This window comes from Ralstonia sp. Ralssp135 (assembly GCF_047304345.1).
Classification (GTDB): domain Bacteria; phylum Pseudomonadota; class Gammaproteobacteria; order Burkholderiales; family Burkholderiaceae; genus Ralstonia; species Ralstonia chuxiongensis.
In genome coordinates this window covers 80570-98364 of sequence record NZ_JBGLYZ010000006.1, presented here as the reverse complement: position 1 = coordinate 98364, position 17795 = coordinate 80570, and the positions used below count along the sequence as shown (strand labels likewise).

At 63.3% G+C, this 17795-nt stretch carries 15 protein-coding genes; 14 read left to right on the top strand and 1 reads right to left on the bottom strand.

Annotation, left to right across the window (positions count from 1 at the left end; all coding sequences use genetic code 11):
- Positions 1-164: 164 nt before the first annotated feature.
- Positions 165-839: an OmpW/AlkL family protein gene (locus ACCD03_RS07100; RefSeq protein WP_232041176.1), complete on the bottom strand. Its 675-nt coding sequence runs from the start codon at positions 837-839 to the stop codon at positions 165-167.
- A gap of 250 nt (positions 840-1089) precedes the next feature.
- On the opposite strand from ACCD03_RS07100, the gene ACCD03_RS07095 reads away from it, so the two are divergent.
- The 14 genes from ACCD03_RS07095 (at position 1090) to murA (ending at position 17791) form a co-directional block, all read left to right on the top strand.
- Positions 1090-1815 carry a transposase gene (locus ACCD03_RS07095; protein ID WP_316678775.1) on the top strand — a complete coding sequence of 242 codons (726 nt, stop codon included), beginning with the start codon at positions 1090-1092 and terminating at the stop codon, positions 1813-1815.
- 261 nt (positions 1816-2076) lie between these two features.
- Positions 2077-6789, top strand: coding sequence for a glutamate synthase-related protein (locus ACCD03_RS07090; RefSeq protein WP_413411195.1), 4713 nt, complete (start codon positions 2077-2079; stop codon positions 6787-6789).
- 141 nt (positions 6790-6930) lie between these two features.
- A complete protein-coding gene (locus tag ACCD03_RS07085; protein ID WP_413411194.1) occupies positions 6931-8394 on the top strand; it encodes a glutamate synthase subunit beta in 1464 nt (487 codons plus the stop codon).
- Between the two features lie 174 nt (positions 8395-8568).
- A complete protein-coding gene (locus ACCD03_RS07080) occupies positions 8569-9609 on the top strand; it encodes a Bug family tripartite tricarboxylate transporter substrate binding protein (protein WP_413411193.1) in 1041 nt (346 codons plus the stop codon).
- Positions 9610-9878: 269 nt separating this feature from the next.
- Positions 9879-10712, top strand: a complete 834-nt coding sequence (locus ACCD03_RS07075; protein ID WP_413411192.1) for an ABC transporter ATP-binding protein — start codon at positions 9879-9881, stop codon at positions 10710-10712.
- A complete protein-coding gene (mlaE, locus tag ACCD03_RS07070; RefSeq protein WP_253541892.1) occupies positions 10709-11476 on the top strand; it encodes a lipid asymmetry maintenance ABC transporter permease subunit MlaE in 768 nt (255 codons plus the stop codon). The genes ACCD03_RS07075 and mlaE overlap by 4 nt, the downstream gene beginning before the upstream one ends.
- Before the next feature lie 37 nt (positions 11477-11513).
- Positions 11514-12035, top strand: a complete 522-nt coding sequence (mlaD, locus tag ACCD03_RS07065) for an outer membrane lipid asymmetry maintenance protein MlaD (RefSeq protein WP_253541894.1) — start codon at positions 11514-11516, stop codon at positions 12033-12035.
- 3 nt (positions 12036-12038) lie between these two features.
- Positions 12039-12842, top strand: a complete 804-nt coding sequence (locus ACCD03_RS07060) for a VacJ family lipoprotein (protein ID WP_253541896.1) — start codon at positions 12039-12041, stop codon at positions 12840-12842.
- A gap of 152 nt (positions 12843-12994) precedes the next feature.
- A complete protein-coding gene (locus ACCD03_RS07055) occupies positions 12995-13630 on the top strand; it encodes a phospholipid-binding protein MlaC (RefSeq protein WP_045203040.1) in 636 nt (211 codons plus the stop codon).
- A 74-nt stretch (positions 13631-13704) separates the two neighbouring features.
- Positions 13705-14016: a lipid asymmetry maintenance protein MlaB gene (locus ACCD03_RS07050; RefSeq protein WP_024977844.1), complete on the top strand. Its 312-nt coding sequence runs from the start codon at positions 13705-13707 to the stop codon at positions 14014-14016.
- A gap of 249 nt (positions 14017-14265) precedes the next feature.
- Positions 14266-15231, top strand: a complete 966-nt coding sequence (locus ACCD03_RS07045; RefSeq protein ID WP_325653302.1) for an ABC transporter ATP-binding protein — start codon at positions 14266-14268, stop codon at positions 15229-15231.
- Entirely contained in the window at positions 15228-16016 is a 789-nt protein-coding gene (locus ACCD03_RS07040) for an ABC transporter permease (RefSeq protein ID WP_045203042.1), read from the top strand. Before ACCD03_RS07045 ends, ACCD03_RS07040 begins: the two co-directional genes overlap by 4 nt.
- 174 nt (positions 16017-16190) lie before the next feature.
- Positions 16191-16427, top strand: coding sequence for a BolA family protein (locus ACCD03_RS07035; protein ID WP_024542178.1), 237 nt, complete (start codon positions 16191-16193; stop codon positions 16425-16427).
- A gap of 98 nt (positions 16428-16525) precedes the next feature.
- On the top strand, positions 16526-17791 hold the full coding sequence (gene murA / locus ACCD03_RS07030; RefSeq protein WP_413411191.1) for a UDP-N-acetylglucosamine 1-carboxyvinyltransferase: 1266 nt from the start codon (positions 16526-16528) through the stop codon (positions 17789-17791).
- Positions 17792-17795 lie beyond the last annotated feature (4 nt).

The window sequence follows — 17795 nt, the reverse complement described above, 5'->3', positions numbered from 1 at the left end:
AAACCAGATCAAAATCAAACGCCCAAAAAAAATGCCCGGCCGCCCCAACGCATGCCGGGCCGAACGCGCCAACCACCGCCGACGAGCGCCCCCGCCGTCGACGGCCCCTGCGGCACGTCGGTAAAAGTCGATCAGGACAGTGTCAGTTCGCTGATCGCCCTCCCTTAAAAGCGATAACCCAGGCCGACGCCCAGCAGCCATGGGTCAACCTTGACCTTGCTGATGGTCTGGCCGGCCATCTTCACGTCGGCGCTGATCCAGGTCTTCTTCAGGTCGACGTTGAAGTAGAGGCGTTCGGTCAGGCGATAGTCGAAGCCGGCCTGCAGTGCAGGGCCAAAGCTGTTTTTGCTGAGGTCCAGCGAACCAACGCCCGGCACCTGCAGATTCACATTCGAGATGCGGGTGTAGTTGATGCCCGCGCCCACGTACGGCTTGAAGCGCGACTCGGGCGTGAAGTGGTATTGCATCGTCAGAATGGGCGGCAAGTGGCGGAAGCTGCCGATCTTGGTCGGGCCGCCCAGCGCGCTTTGCATGACCGTGACGTCCTGTTGCTGCGGGTAAGTCAGGATCAGCTCGGCCGCGAGGTGTGGCGTAAAGAAGTACGAGATGTCCAGCTCAGGCAGGACCTTGTTGTTGATTTGAATAGCGTCAGCCGGAATGGCCAGTGCGGGCACCGCGTCGGATTTATTGGCGGCTGTCAGGTTGACGGCGCGAAGACGCACCATCCAGTTGCCGGTGGCCGGCGCCAAATCCGTACTCTGCGCAAAGGCGGTCTGGCTGAATCCGGCGGCAAGCATTCCAGCGGCTACAGCTACGGTGGCTAGGCGGTGAAAAGCCATGAATCGCTCCCTCTTGTGTCGTCTCGTGATGTGATGGGAGCCAGTCTCGCGGGGAAGTCGCTTGGCCGATTTGCTCGGGATCAAGTTCACCCCGTCGTCGATGGCGCGTACGGCCGCCGATTTGACGGCACGCAAACTCTGCCGTTGCCTCTCGACGACAGCGGGCATGCAAGCGTTTGCCTGCCGAAAATTGGGGACAGGTTCGCCGGCTTCACGCTACGATGGCGCTTTTTGCCGCACTGTCTTTTCCATGGCCCGCCTGCCTCGCCTCAGTCCTACCGACGTCCCTGTGCACGTGTTGCAGCGCGGCAACAACCGCCAGATCGTTTTTCGCGGTGACGACGACTACGCGTTCTATCTCGACACGTTGCGCATGGCTGCGCGCGAGCACGACTTTGCCGTCCATGGCTTCTCGCTGATGCCGAATCACGTTCATCTGGTGGGAACGCCCAAGGTGGCGGACAGCCTTTCGCGCACGCTGCAGGCGGTCGGACGGCGCTATACGCGGTACTTCAACGCCGCCGCTGATCGCAGCGGAACGCTGTGGGAAGGGCGTTTCCGCTCGACCGTACTCGACCCGGCCGAATGGGTGTTGCCGCTGCTGTTGTATGTGGAGTCCAACGCCGTGCGCGCGGGTCTCGTCAGCACGCCGGAAGACGACCGATGGAGCACGTATCGACATCATGTGGGCATTCAATCCATCCCGTGGGTGAGTGACCACTATTGCTATTGGCGCCTTGGTAACACGCCTTTCGAGCGCCAATCTCGCTATCGAACGTTGTGGCATGAAGGTTTGGGTCCAGACCAACTGGCGCAGATTCGCCAGCATGTGCATAGCGGCTGGCCACTCGGAAACGAGGCGTTTCTCGCGACGCTGGCGCGCGCCGGAGGCCGCCGCGTTGCCCCATTGCCCAAAGGGCGACCGCCTCGCCAACCCGCAGAAGTGGCCGTGGAGGGCGGCGCGCGCACCGAATAGCGACGTAACGGCGCCGTCATGCGCAGCCGTTTCAATGCAGCCGAATTTAATCTGTCCCCACTAATAAACCCGCACTGTTGTCGTGCATTTATTAATTTACTCCGACCCCATTTAAAAACTTTTGCCTGTTACAGGCCGCTCTTTTATATTCGTTCCACCCCGCATTCATGGTGCGGCGCGCCATTGCTTGTCTGCCACCGCATCCGCACGATCGCGAGGGCCTTCTACGGCGCGCAGTACCCACAACCTCGGAAGATCGCCGTGGAACAACATTCCTTCCCCGCCGCACCGTCGGCCCAGGGTCTGTATGACCCGACCAATGAACATGACGCTTGCGGCGTCGGCTTTGTCGCTCACATCAAGGGCAAGAAGAGCCACGAGATCGTCCAGCAAGGTTTGCGCATCCTGCACAACCTCGATCACCGGGGCGCGGTCGGTGCTGACCCGCTGATGGGCGACGGCGCGGGCATCCTGCTGCAGATTCCCGATCAGTTCTTCCGTGAAGAGATGGCGAAGCAGGGCATCAATCTGCCGCCGGCCGGCGAATACGGCGTCGGCATGATCTTCCTGCCGAAGGAACACGCTTCGCGCCTGGCCTGTGAGCAGGAACTCGAGCGCACCGTCCGTCTGGAAGGCCAGGTTGTGCTGGGCTGGCGCGATGTTCCGGTCGACAAGACCATGCCGATGTCGCCGACGGTGCAGAAGACCGAGCCGGTGATCCGCCAGATTTTCATCGGGCGCGGCCGCGACATCATGACGACCGACGCGCTGGAGCGGAAGCTGTACGTGATCCGCAAGACCGCCAGCCACGCGATCCAGGCACTCAAGCTCAAGCACGGCAAGGAATACTTCGTGCCGTCGATGTCGGCGCGCACTATCGTCTACAAGGGCCTGCTCTTGTGCGAGCAGGTGGGCCGCTATTACCAGGACCTGGCAGACCCGCGTACGGTGTCGGCGCTGGCGCTGGTGCACCAGCGTTTTTCGACTAACACGTTCCCGGCCTGGGAGCTGGCGCACCCGTACCGCATGGTTGCGCACAACGGCGAAATCAACACCGTCAAGGGCAACGTCAACTGGATCAACGCGCGTACGGGCGGCATCTCGTCGCCGGTGCTGGGTGATGATCTGCCGAAGCTGTGGCCGCTGATTTATCCGGGCCAGTCGGACACCGCATCGTTCGACAACTGCCTCGAGCTGCTGACGATGGCCGGCTACCCGCTGGCCCAGGCGATGATGATGATGATTCCGGAAGCGTGGGAGCAGCACACGCTGATGGATGACAACCGCCGCGCGTTCTACGAATACCACGCCGCGATGATGGAGCCGTGGGACGGCCCCGCCGCCATCTGCTTTACCGACGGCCGCCAAATCGGCGCAACGCTTGACCGTAACGGCCTGCGTCCGGCGCGCTATTACGTGACCGATGACGACATGGTCGTGATGGCCTCGGAAGCCGGCGTGCTGCCGATTCCCGAGTCGCGCATCGTCAAGAAGTGGCGTCTGCAGCCGGGCAAGATGTTCCTGATCGACATGGAGCAGGGCCGCATCATCGACGACAAGGAACTCAAGGACAACCTGGCGAACGCCAAGCCCTACAAGAGCTGGATCGATGCTGTGCGCATCAAGCTCGACGAGCTGGACGCGAAGGCCGAAGACGTGGCCGCCGAGACCAAGCCGGCCGCCAAGCTGCTGGACCGCCAGCAGGCCTTCGCCTACACGCAGGAAGACGTCAAGTTCCTGATGACCCCGATGGCCGCCAACGGCGAAGAAGCCGCGGGCTCCATGGGCAACGACAGCCCGCTGGCCGTGCTGTCGTCCAAGAACAAGACGCTTTACAACTACTTCAAGCAACTGTTCGCGCAGGTCACGAACCCGCCGATCGACCCGATCCGCGAAAACGTGGTGATGTCGCTCGTCTCGTTCATCGGGCCGAAGCCGAACCTGCTTGAGCTGAATAACATCAACCCGCCGATGCGTCTTGAAGTGAGCCAGCCCGTGCTGGACTTCAAGGACATGGCGAAGATCCGCAACATCGAGCACTACACCGGCGGCAAGTTCATGGCTTACGAGCTGGACATCTGCTACCCGGTGGCGTGGGGCAAGGAAGGCATCGAAGCGCGCCTGGCCTCGCTGTGCGCCGAGGCCGTCGATGCGGTCAAGTCGGGCTACAACATCCTGATCGTGTCGGATCGCGCGGTCGACGAGAAGCAGGCCGCGATTCCGGCGCTGCTGGCCACGTCCGCCATCCACCATCACCTGGTGGACAAGGGCCTGCGCACGAGCACCGGTCTGGTCGTCGAAACGGGCTCGGCCCGCGAAGTGCACCACTTCGCGCTGCTGGCCGGCTACGGCGCAGAAGCCGTGCACCCGTATCTGGCGATGGAGACCCTCGCCGAATTGGCGCCGGGTCTGGGCCTGACCGCCGAGAAAGCGATCTACAACTTCACCAAGGCGATCGGCAAGGGGCTGCACAAGGTGATGTCCAAGATGGGCATCTCGACGTACATGTCGTACACCGGCGCGCAGATCTTCGAAGCGATTGGTCTGTCGCGTGAGCTGGTCGACAAGTACTTCCAGGGCACCGCATCGAACGTCGGCGGCATCGGCATCTTCGAGGTGGCCGAGGAAGCGCTGCGCCTGCACCGCGACGCCTTTGGCGATGCACCGGTGCTGGCGAACATGCTGGACGCTGGCGGCGAATACGCCTATCGCGTCCGCGGCGAAGAGCACATGTGGACCCCGGATTCGATCGCCAAGCTGCAGCACGCGACGCGCGCGAATTCGTACCAGACGTACAAGGAATACGCGAACCTGATCAACGATCAGAGCAAGCGCCACATGACGCTGCGCGGTCTGTTCGAGTTCAAGGTGGACCCGGCACGCGCGATTCCGCTGGAAGAAGTGGAATCCGCCAAGGAGATCGTCAAGCGCTTTGCGACCGGCGCCATGTCGCTGGGTTCGATTTCGACCGAAGCACACACCACGCTGGCCGTGGCGATGAACCGCATCGGCGGCAAGTCGAACACGGGCGAAGGCGGCGAAGACGAGCGCCGTTACCGCAACGAACTGCGCGGCATTCCCATCAAGCAGGGCACGAAGCTGTCGGACGTGATCGGCCGCGAAGTGGTCGAGCGCGATCTGGAACTGCAGGAAGGCGATTCGCTGCGCTCGAAGATCAAGCAGGTGGCGTCGGGCCGTTTTGGCGTGACGGCGGAGTATCTGGCCTCCGCTGATCAAATCCAGATCAAGATGGCGCAGGGCGCCAAGCCCGGCGAAGGCGGTCAATTGCCCGGCCACAAGGTGACGGACTACATCGGCAAGCTGCGCTATGCGGTGCCGGGCGTTGGCCTGATCTCGCCGCCGCCGCACCACGACATTTACTCGATCGAAGATCTGGCACAGCTCATCCACGACCTGAAGAACGTGAACCCGCGTTCGGACGTGTCGGTCAAGCTGGTGTCGGAAGTGGGCGTGGGCACGGTGGCAGCAGGTGTTGCCAAGGCCAAGGCCGATCACGTGGTGATCGCGGGCCACGACGGCGGCACCGGCGCTTCGCCGTGGTCGTCGATCAAGCATGCCGGCACGCCGTGGGAACTGGGCTTGGCCGAGACGCAGCAGACGCTGATGCTCAACGGCCTGCGCAACCGCATCCGCGTGCAAGCCGACGGCCAGATGAAGACCGGCCGTGATGTCGCGATTGGCGCGCTGCTGGGCGCGGACGAGTTCGGCTTCGCCACTGCACCGCTGGTGGTCGAGGGTTGCATCATGATGCGCAAGTGCCATCTCAACACCTGCCCGGTGGGTGTGGCGACGCAGGATCCGGTGCTGCGCAAGAAGTTCTCGGGCAAGCCCGAGCACGTGGTGAATTACTTCTTCTTCGTGGCCGAAGAAGTGCGCGAAATCATGGCCCAGTTGGGCATCCGCACGTTCAACGAACTGATCGGCCGCGCGGATCTGCTTGACACGAAGTCCGGCATCGAACACTGGAAGGCCCGCGGCCTGGACTTCGCGCGCATCTTCTATCAGCCGGCCAAGAAGGAGGGCGAGCCGTGCTACCAGGTCGACGTGCAAGACCACGGTCTCGATCGCGCACTGGATCACCAGCTCATCGAGAAGGCCAAGGCTGCGCTGGAAAAGGGCGAGCGCGTGTCGTTCATCCAGCCAGTGCGCAACGTCAACCGCACCGTGGGCGCGATGCTCTCGGGTGAAGTGGCCAAGCGCTACGGCCATGAAGGTCTGCCCGATGACTCGATCCACGTGCAGATGCAGGGCACGGCCGGCCAGTCGTTCGGCGCGTTCCTGGCACACGGCGTAACGCTGGACCTGGTGGGCGACGGCAACGACTACGTGGGCAAGGGCCTGTCGGGCGGCCGCGTGATCGTGCGCCCGCCGCACGAGTTCCGCGGTGAGCCGACCAACAACATCATCGTCGGCAACACCGTGCTGTACGGCGCGCTGGCCGGTGAGGCGTTCTTCAACGGCGTGGCCGGCGAGCGCTTTGCGGTGCGCAACTCCGGCGCCACCACGGTGGTGGAAGGCACGGGCGATCACGGCTGCGAGTACATGACCGGCGGCACCGTCGTCGTGTTGGGTACCACCGGCCGCAACTTCGCGGCAGGCATGTCGGGCGGCGTTGCCTACGTCTATGACGAAGACGGCCTGTTCGACAAGCGCTGCAACACGGCGCAGGTCGCACTGGAATCCGTGCTTTCGGCAGCTGACCAGGAGAAGGCGCATACCCCGTCGACCTGGCACAAGGTGAACGGTGAGCGCGTGCTCGACGAGCACCTGCTTAAGGCGCTGGTGGAAAAGCACTTCCGCTACACCGGCTCCGAGCGTGCCAAGGAGCTGCTGGCCGACTGGAACAACGCCCGTCGCCGCTTCGTCAAGGTCTTCCCGACCGAGTACAAGCGCGCGCTGGCCGAGATGTACGAACGCGAACAGGAAGCCAGCCGCGAACAAATCGCGGCCTGATTCCCGTCGATTTGGCGAGTGGTTGATCCGCGCGATCGGCCATTCGCCGCCACCGAATACAACGCAACCTCACAAGACAGGCTCGACTGCCTGGCTGGCACGACTGTGCCGGCAGAGCAGCATCGGGTCAGGAAGGACACCATGGGCAAGGCGACCGGTTTTCTCGAATTTCCCCGCCAGAACGAGGCATACGAAGCGCCCGAAGCGCGAGTGAAGCATTACAAGGAGTTCGTGTTCGCGCTGGCGGACAACGAAGCCAAGATCCAGGGCGCGCGCTGCATGGATTGCGGCATTCCGTTCTGCAACAACGGCTGCCCCGTCAACAACATCATTCCGGACTTCAACGACCTGGTGTATCGCCAGGACTGGAAGACCGCGATTGAAGTGCTGCACTCGACCAACAACTTTCCCGAGTTCACGGGCCGCATCTGCCCGGCACCGTGCGAAGCGGCTTGCACGTTGGGCATCAACGAACTGCCGGTGGGCATCAAGTCGATCGAGCACGCCATCATCGACAAGGCCTGGAAAGAAGGCTGGGTCGCGCCGCAAGTGCCGAAGCACAAGACCGGCAAGACCGTGGCCGTGGTCGGCTCCGGCCCGGCTGGCATGGCGGCTGCGCAGCAACTGGCGCGCGCCGGTCACGATGTGACGCTGTTCGAAAAGAACGACCGCATTGGCGGCCTGCTGCGTTACGGCATTCCCGACTTCAAGCTGGAAAAGGCACAGATCGACCGCCGTATGCAGCAAATGGAAGCCGAAGGCGTGACCTTCCGCACCGGCGTGATGGTGGGCGAGAAGACGGTTCCGGCCGGCATCACCAACGACGCGCGGGAGATGATCGCTGCCGACGACATCCTCAAGCAATTCGACGCCGTTGTGCTGACGGGCGGTTCGGAAGTGCCGCGCGATCTGCCGGTGCCGGGCCGTGATCTGGACGGCGTGCACTACGCGCTGGAATTCCTGATTCCGCAGAACAAGGAAGTGGCCGGCGATGCGCCGAACCCGATCCGCGCCGATGGCAAGCACGTCATCGTGATTGGCGGCGGCGACACGGGCTCGGACTGCGTGGGCACGTCCAACCGCCATGGCGCCGCATCGGTCACGCAGTTCGAACTGCTGCCGCGTCCGCCCGAAGAAGAGAACAAGCCGCTGGTGTGGCCGTACTGGCCGATCAAGCTGCGCACGTCGTCGTCGCATGACGAAGGTTGCGAGCGCGACTGGTCGGTCGCCACCAAGGCGCTTATCGGTGAAAACGGCCGGGTGACTGGCCTCACCGCCGTGCGCCTGGAATGGAAGGACGGCAAGATGGCCGAAGTTGCAGGCAGCGAGTTCACGCTCAAGGCCGATCTCGTGCTGCTGGCGATGGGCTTTACCAACCCCGTCGGCGGCGTGCTGGATGCCTTTGGCGTGACCAAGGATGCGCGCAACAACGCGCGTGCTGCCACCGAAGGCGACAACGCTTATGCCACCAACGTGCCGAAGGTGTTCGCCGCCGGTGATGTGCGCCGCGGCCAGTCGCTCGTCGTGTGGGCCATCCGGGAAGGCCGCCAGGCTGCCCGCTCGGTCGACGCATTTCTCATGGGGCATACGGAACTGCCGCGCTGACCACGCGGTTGACCGGATGACTCAGGCCCGCCTTGGCGGGCCTTTTTATTTGTGACGCGCGTGTGATGACTCGAGCGTCATGCCTCATGGTTTACGTCGACATGGTTTACATGAGTGCAGGGCGGACGGGCGGATTTCTAGAATGAGATCTCCCCGTGATCCCCAACCTGCCTCATGCGACCTCGTGCCCGCAATGTGCGTGCAGATGTGCCCCACGCGCCCGATGTGCCAGATCGGCAGCGGCGGCTGGCGCTTGCGTGGCTGGGTGTGCTGCCGGCAATGCTGACGTCGCCCGCGCATGCATTGCTGCAAGGGTATCCCTCACAACCGCTGCGTCTGGTCGTGCCCGCAGCGGAAGGCAGCGCGTTTGACGCGCTTGCCCGGGCACTGGCGACGCAATTGCAACAGCAGGTCGGCCGCGACGTGGGTGTCGAAGATCGCCCCGCAGCCAATGGCATGGCCGCCGGCGAGGCCGTGGCCCGCGCGCCGTCCGATGGCCATACGTTGCTGCTTCAACAGACCACGTTTGTCGCACAGCCCGCGCTGGAACCGGCGTCGTATGACCCGCTGCGCGATTTTCAGCCAGTGGCGATGGTGGCCACGCTGCCGCTGTTTCTCGCCGTCGATGCGCGCTTGCCGATCTACTCCATCACCGATCTGCTTGCGCAGGCGCGCGGCGAGTCCGTCACGGTCAATTGCGGCTCGGATATCGTCGGCACGTGGTCGCATCTCGTCGCCGAGCAGTTTGTGCGCGACTACGCTTTCCATGCGCCGCATGTGGCCGTTCGTGGTGAAGCCGGACTCGTGCAGCAGATTCTGGCTGGACGCATGACGACGTGTTTCGCCTGCTATCCGAGCGTGGCGGCAGCTGCAGCCAATGGCCAGTTACGGTTGCTCGGGGTGACCGGCGGGGCTCGCTCCCGTTTCGCGCCCGCTGTGCCGACGCTGCGCGAAGGCGGTCTCGCCGGATTCGATCGCAGCGCCTGGATCGGCACCTTCATGCCGGCGCGCACCCCCCGGCTTCTGTCGATGCGCGCGGCGGCAGAACTGCGTCGCGCCGTCGCTTCAGGTGACGTCTACGCTACGTTGCGCGCTGGCGGCTTCGAGCCGGAATGGGATGCCCCCGACACATTTGCCCAGGCCGTGCGCCGTGATGCCGCGCACTGGCAGGGGGTGATTCGCCAAGCCGATCTACGGCTCGATAGCGGCGAATAGACCACCTCCGCTGCCGGCCTGCAGCGTCAGCCCAACTTCGCAGGCGCACCACTTTCAGCAACCCGCAAGGCCCGAAAACCCGCGGCGCGGCGAACAAGCCACACTAACTGTCGGTAAGCAAGGCGTGGCTGACGGGCTACGCGGGTTTCCACCTATAATGGCGGGCCGCGCGAAGCCGCCTTTTTTTGGCGAGCCCGCGGAAGTCAAGACAACGAGATGCGGCAGCATGAAGCCGCCAACCTGCCGAGCCCTCTGCACCGATCTCCACCGTGTCCACCCAGTCTTCCAACGCCGTTGTCGAACTCGATCAGGTCGATTTCGCCTATCAGCCAGGCGCGCGGCGCATCCTGTCCGGCCTGTGCATGCGCGTGCCCAAGGGCAAAGTGGTGGCCGTCATGGGTGGCTCGGGTTGCGGCAAGACGACGATTCTCCGATTGATTGGAGGCCAGGTGGCTGCTGCTGCCGGTACTGTGCGCGTACACGGCCAGGACATCGGCGCCATGGACAAGCGTGAGCTGTACGCCGCACGCCGCCAGATGGGCATGCTGTTCCAGTTCGGGGCACTGTTTACCGATCTGTCCGTGTTCGACAATGTGGCATTTCCACTGCGCGAACATACCGAACTGCCCGAACTTCTCATCCGCGATCTGGTGCTGATGAAGCTCAATGCCGTCGGCCTGCGCGGTGCGCGCGACCTGATGCCCTCAGAGATTTCCGGCGGTATGGCGCGGCGCGTGGCATTGGCACGGGCGATCGCGCTGGATCCGTCGCTCCTCCTCTACGACGAGCCGTTCGCCGGGCTGGACCCGATCTCGCTGGGCCTGACCGCCTCGCTCATCCGCAAGCTGAACGACGCGCTGGGCGCGACCAGCATCATCGTCTCGCACGACGTGCAGGAGACGTTCCACATCGCCGATTACGTCTACTTTATTGCCAACGGCAGCATTGCCGCGCAGGGCACGCCGGCTGAACTCACCGCGTCGACCGATCCGTTCGTGCGCCAGTTCGTGCACGGCGAGGCGGACGGCCCCGTGCCGTTCCACTATCCCGGAGCGCCGCTGGCCGATGACTTCGGTCTGGGCAAGAGCGGAGGTGCACGATGATCTCCGCCATCGGCCGCTTTGTTCTGACGCTGATCAGCCGCTTCGGCTATGCAGCGCGCACGTTGATTTCGCTCATTGGCGCCTCTGGCGACGTGCTGCGTCGCCCACGCCTGGTGATCGAGCAACTGCGCTTCGTCGGCAATGATTCGTTCATCATCATTGCCGTATCGGGGCTGTTTGTTGGCTTCGTGCTTGGCTTGCAGGGTTACAACACACTTAACCGATACGGCTCCGAGCAGGCGCTGGGCCTGCTGGTGGCGCTGTCGCTGGTGCGCGAACTGGGGCCGGTGGTGACGGCACTGCTGTTTGCCGGTCGCGCCGGTACCTCGCTCACGGCCGAGATTGGCCTGATGAAAGCCGGCGAGCAACTGATCGCCATGGAAATGATGGCCGTGGATCCGCTGGCCCGCGTGCTGGCGCCGCGCTTCTGGGCGGGCTTCATCGCCATGCCGCTGCTGGCGGCGATTTTCAGTGCGGTCGGTATTCTGGGCGGATACTTTGTCGGGGTCGGGCTGATTGGCGTAGACCCTGGCGCGTTCTGGTCGCAGATGCAAGCCGGCGTGGATGTCATGGACGACGTGCTCAACGGCGTCATCAAAAGTGTCGTGTTTGGCGTGGCGGTCACCTTCATTGCGCTGTATCAGGGCTATGAGGCCAAGGCCACGCCGGAAGGCGTCTCGCGCGCGACTACCCGGACGGTGGTGATCGCGTCGCTCACCGTACTGGCGCTGGATTTCGTGCTCACGGCACTGATGTTCAGCTGAGCCGCCGGTTGTCGTTAGCGTTCAACGAGAAAAGATCATGCGTAAAAGCGTCCTCGATTTCTGGGTCGGCCTGTTCGTTCTGGTGGGCATCATTGCGCTGCTATTCCTGGCGCTCAAGGCGGGCAATATGAGTTCGGTCTCGTTTGCCAAGACTTACCAGGTGAAAGCGGCCTTCGACAATATCGGCGGGTTGAAGGTGCGGGCTCCGGTCAAGAGTTCGGGGGTAGTCGTCGGCCGTGTGTCGCAGATCCTCTTCGACGACAAGAGCTACCAGGCAATCGCTGTGCTCGATATGGATCAGCGTTATCAGTTTCCGAAAGACAGTTCGGCCAAGGTCCTGACCTCGGGTCTGCTGGGTGAGCAATACATCGGTATCGAGCCGGGCGGCGACTCGGCCATGCTTGCCAGCGGCAGCAAGATCACGATGACGCAGTCGGCGGTGGTGCTGGAAAACCTGATCAGCCAGTTCCTTTACAGCAAGGCCGCGGATGCAGGTGCCGGCAGCGCTAATGGCAGTGCCGGCGGAGCCAAGCCGGCCGAGGGCAGTGGGAGCAAATAAACCATGAAAACAACAACATCCATCCGTACACTGCGCGGCTTTGCGCTGGCCGTGGCTGCAAGCGCCTCGCTGCTGGCCGGCTGTGCCACCGGGCCGAATGCCAATCCGGCCGATCCGATCGAGCCGTTCAACCGCGAAGTCTTCCGCATCAATGAGGACCTCGACAAGGGCGTGCTGAAGCCGGTTGCGCAAACGTATGTCGATGTGGTGCCGTCGCCGGCGCGCACGGCGGTGTCGAACTTCTTCTCGAACGCGGGCGATGTCTATTCGGCCGTCAACAACCTGCTGCAGTTGAAGGGCACGGCCGCGCTGGAAGACACCATGCGTGTGGCTATCAATACGGTGCTGGGTCTGGGTGGTCTGATCGACATCGCGTCGGACGCCGGTCTGCCCAAGCACAAGGAAGACTTCGGCCAGACACTGGGTGTGTGGGGTGTGCCGTCGGGTCCGTACGTCGTCTGGCCGTTGCTCGGCCCGAGCACCGCGCGTGACACCGTGGGGTTCCTGGTGGACTGGCAGATGGATCCACTCACGTACTGGCACGACAGCGCGGTCACCTACTCGCTGGCCGCGCTGCGCGTAGTTGACGTGCGCGCGAACCTGCTTGGGGCCAGCAATGTGCTCGAACAGGCCGCTGTCGACAAGTACACCTTCCTGCGCGATGCCTATCTGCAGCGCCGCCGCTACCTGATCTATGACGGCAACCTGCCGGAAGATCAGGACAACAAGACATCGCCGGATGCCGGTGACGCCACGGTCTCACCGTACCAGCGCTTCACCCCCAACTGGCCGGTGTTCCGTCGCTGATCGGTACACGTAACAAGGTCGCCTCAAAGGTGACAAGGCGTAAAACTGGCCGGCCCGCACGAACTTGCCTGCGGGCGGTCTGTTCTAATCGCCAACAAGATTGCGGCAAATGCGCTGCAAGCGACCCGAAAATCACACTATAAGGACGCGATATGTTGAAGAAGCTTCTCCGCTCCCTGTTCGCCGGTCTCACGCTGACAGCTGCCGTGGCAGCCGCGCCGGTCCACGCTCAGGAAGCGGATGCACAGGCCACCGTCAAGACGGCTGTGGACGACGTGCTCACCACCATCAAGGGCGATCCGGAGCTGCGTGGCGGAAACATGACCAAGGTGTACCAGCTCGTCGACCAGAAGATCGTGCCGCGCGCCGATTTCAAGCGCACCACGCAGATCGCCATGGGCCGCTTCTGGAACCAGGCATCGCCGGAGCAACAGCAGCAGATTCAGGAAAGCTTCAAAACGTTGCTGATCCGCACTTACGCCGGCGCGCTGTCGAACGTGAAGAATCAAACCGTTTCGTACAAGCCGTTCCGTGCGGCCGCCGATGACACCGACGTGGTGGTGCGTTCGACCGTGAACAACAACGGCGAGCCGGTGGCCCTGGACTACCGTCTGGAAAAGACGGCCGGTGGCTGGAAGGTGTACGACATCAATATCAGCGGCCTGTGGCTGTCGGAAACGTACAAGAACCAGTTTGCCGATGTCATCAGCAAGCGGGGCGGTGTGGCCGGGCTGGTGAGCTTCCTGAACGAGCGCAACACGCAGCTCGAGAAGGCTCCGGCAAAGTAAGCAGCCTTCCGGTAGAATCGACACAGCGGTCAACTCTGGCCGCTGTTTCTTTTTCTGACGCATCCACTTTCACCATGTTGACCTTGTCCGGCCCGCTGACTCACCGCGAAGCGCCGCGCGTTCTGCGCGAGGGCGAGGCTCAGCTCGGCCAAGCGCGCGAAGCCGGCATTGCCGCGCTGCACGTCGATTGCGCCGGCTTGTCACAGGTCGATTCGTCTGCGCTGGCGGTGCTCCTGTCGTGGCAGCGCACGGCACAGGATGCCGGTATCGCGCTCGATATCGCAGGCGCTCCGCAAGCGCTGTCCAACCTCGCCACGCTGTACGGCGTGGAGTCTTTGCTGGCCGTCGCGCCGGCCCCCGCAGCCGACCATCACGCTCGACATTGAGGCGGCGTCCGGTGCGGGCGCGGGGCGATTGCCCCGAACCCGTTATCGCGATGCCGCGCTCCGGCCAAGGCGTCGCGCGCGCCTTGGCATTCGCGGTTTGGCGTCGTCAGCTGTGGCGACGTGAGTTGGTCCAGTTCCCCTATAATTCTGGGTTTGTCGCTCTGCCGCCGCCATGTGCGGCGTCCACGGCCGTCATGATCTTGTCGATCCACGGTCTCGATATGCGCAGAGTAGTTCACTTTGTCGGCCATGAAAGCCATCGAAATCGCTGACGTCCGCAAGCGCTACAAGTCGTTGCAAGCGCTCAAGGGCGTGAGCCTGTCTGTCGAGCAGGGCGAGTTTTTCGGCCTGCTGGGCCCCAACGGCGCGGGCAAGACCACGCTGATCTCCATCCTCGCGGGCCTGAATCGTGCCGATTCCGGCCACGTACGCGTGCTCGGTCACGACGTTGTTTCCGACTACCGCACGGCGCGCCGCAAGCTCGGCGTGGTCCCGCAGGAATTGGTGTTCGATCCGTTCTTCACGGTGCGCGAAACGCTGCGCTTGCAGTCGGGCTACTTCGGCCTGACCAAGAACGACGACTGGATCGACGAGGTCATGGCCAACCTAGACCTCACCAGCAAGGCCGACGCCAATATGCGCGCGCTGTCGGGCGGCATGAAGCGCCGCGTGCTGGTGGCGCAGGCCCTGGTACACCGCCCGCCCGTGATTGTGCTGGACGAGCCGACCGCCGGCGTGGACGTCGAGTTGCGCCAGACGCTGTGGAAATTCATCTCGCGCCTGAACCGGGAAGGCCATACCGTCGTGCTGACCACGCACTACCTGGAAGAAGCCGAATCCCTGTGCGACCGCATCGCAATGCTCAAGTTTGGCGAAGTGGTGGCGCTCGATCGCACGGCGAATCTGCTCTCGCAATTTGCCGGGCTGCAATTGGTGCTGAGCTTTGCGAGGGGAGCGTTGCCCTCGTCGCTGGAAGCCCTGCGCCTGCCGGGCAACCACGGCGAGCGCGGTGTGCGCCTGCGCCTGTCGGGCTATGGCGAGGTCGAACAGATTCTCGCCACGTGCCGCCTCGCCGGCTGCGAGATCGACGACATGGAAGTCGCCAAGGCTGATCTGGAAGATGTGTTCGTGCAGATCATGCGCCGCGAAGGTGGCTTGCCGGTCGGGCCTCAAACGCCTGCCATTCCCGATTCTGCGCTGGAGCCCGCCGCATGAACGCCATTCCTGAGAGCTTGCCGGGCCGTTGGGTCGGTTTCCGCACGCTGCTGTACAAGGAAGTGCTGCGCTTCTGGAAGGTGAGCTTTCAGACCGTGGCCGCGCCGGTGCTGACCGCGCTGCTGTATCTGCTGATCTTCGGGCACGTGCTGGAAGACCGCGTCAAGGTGTTCGACCAGCTGAGCTACACCGCTTTCCTGGTGCCCGGTCTGGTGATGATGAGCGTGCTGCAGAACGCATTCGCAAACAGTTCGTCGTCGCTCATCCAGTCGAAGATTACCGGCAACCTGGTGTTCATCATGCTGCCGCCGTTGTCCCACTGGGAGATGTTTGGTGCGTACGTGTGCGCGTCTGTGATTCGCGGTCTGGCCGTGGGTACGGGGGTGCTGATCGTGACGACCTTGTTTGCGCATCTGCACTTCGCGCAGCCGCTGTGGATCATCGTGTTTGCGGTGCTGGGCGCGAGCGTGCTGGGCACGCTGGGGCTTATCGCGGGCATTTGGGCTGAGAAGTTCGACCAGCTTGCGGCGTTCCAGAACTTTCTGATCGTGCCGGCCACTTTCCTGGCGGGCGTGTTCTATTCGATTCATTCGCTGCCGCCGTTTTGGCAGGCGGTGTCCCACGCCAACCCGTTCTTCTACATGATCGACGGCTTCCGCTACGGCTTCTTCGGTGTGTCCGATGTGCCGGTGACGACGAGCCTCGGTGTGATGCTGATCGCGCTGGTCGTGGTGGGGGGGGTGGCCCTGCAGATGCTGCGCACGGGCTACAAGCTGCGCCATTGATGCGTCGATAAGAGACCGCTGAAAAATGATTCTGACGGCCCAGGGCCTCCTTGCCGTACTGCATGTAGCGTCTGCATCGGCCTTGAACCGTCTGAACCGCTTCGCTTCATTTTGCAGCGATCTCTAAAAACAACAACGACGCACCACCCTAACGTTTTTGGAGAAGGGAAGGCCATGTTGCCCACACCCGAACAAGTCAAGCAGTACATCGAAACCGGCCTGCCGTGCGAGCATCTCGAAGTCGAGGGCGACGGCCAGCATTTTTTTGCCACCATCGTCAGCGCGCAATTTGAAGGCAAGCGGTTGATCCAGCGTCACCAGCTCGTCTATGCAGCGCTGGGTGAGCGGATGCGCGCGGAAATCCACGCGCTTTCCATGAAGACGCTCACCCCGGCGGAGTGGCAGTCCTGATGGCCGAGCTTGATCCCACCCCGGTTACCGTTTCAACCGATTCCGACCTTGCGCTCGCCGAGCGCCCCTCTCAAAGTGATCGACGAGACGTCTCGCTCATGGACAAACTGCTGATCGAAGGCAATGGCCCGTTGTCGGGCGAAATCCGCGTGTCTGGCGCCAAGAACGCCGCGCTGCCCATCATGTGTGCCGCGCTGCTGACGGCCGAGCCGCTGGCGCTGAGCAACGTGCCGAACCTGCAGGACGTGCGCACGATGCTCAAACTGCTGCGCCAGATGGGCGTGGAAGGTGTGCTTGACGGTCATCACCTCACGCTCGACGCCGCGACCATCCACACGCCGGAAGCTTCGTACGACCTGGTGAAGACCATGCGTGCGTCGATCTTGGTGCTGGGCCCGCTGCTGGCGCGTTTCGGCCATGCGCGCGTGTCGCTGCCGGGCGGTTGCGGTATCGGCGCGCGTCCGGTCGATCAGCACATCAAGGGCCTGCAACTGATGGGCGCCGAGATCGTCATCGAGCACGGTTACATCGAAGCCAAGCTGCCTGAAGGCGCCAAGCGCCTGAGTGGCGCGCGCATCGTCACTGACATGGTGACGGTCACGGGCACCGAAAACCTGCTGATGGCCGCCGCGCTGGCAGACGGCGAAACCGTGCTGGAAAACGCAGCACGCGAGCCCGAAGTCACCGACCTGGCCAACCTGCTCGTGAAGATGGGCGCGCGCATCGAAGGCATCGGCACTGACCGCCTGGTGATCCAGGGCGTTGAAGCGCTGCACGGCGCTGCGCACACGGTGATTGCCGATCGCATCGAAGCCGGCACGTTCCTGTGTGCCGTGGCTGCGGCCGGCGGCGACGTGACGCTGCGCGGCGTGCCGCCGGGCATTCTCGATGCCGTGCTCGACAAGCTGCGCGAAGCCGGCGTAACGCTCACCACGGGCGACGATTGGATCCGTGTGCAGATGACGGGCCGCCCCAAGGCAGTGAGCTTCCGCACGTCGGAATACCCGGCGTTCCCGACCGACATGCAGGCGCAGTTCATGATGCTCAACGCCATTGCCGAAGGTTCTGCCACGGTAACGGAGACCATCTTCGAAAACCGCTTCATGCACGTGCAGGAGCTGAACCGCCTGGGCGCCAATATCGTGATCGATGGCAAGACGGCGGTGGTGACGGGCGTCGAGCAATTGTCGGGTGCGACCGTCATGGCGACCGATCTGCGTGCGTCGGCCAGCCTCGTCATTGCCGGCCTGATCGCGCAGGGCGAGACGCTGGTCGACCGCATCTATCACCTCGACCGCGGCTACGACCGTATTGAAGACAAGCTGTCCGCTGTCGGCGCCAAGATCCGCCGCATTCAAGCGTAAGGTA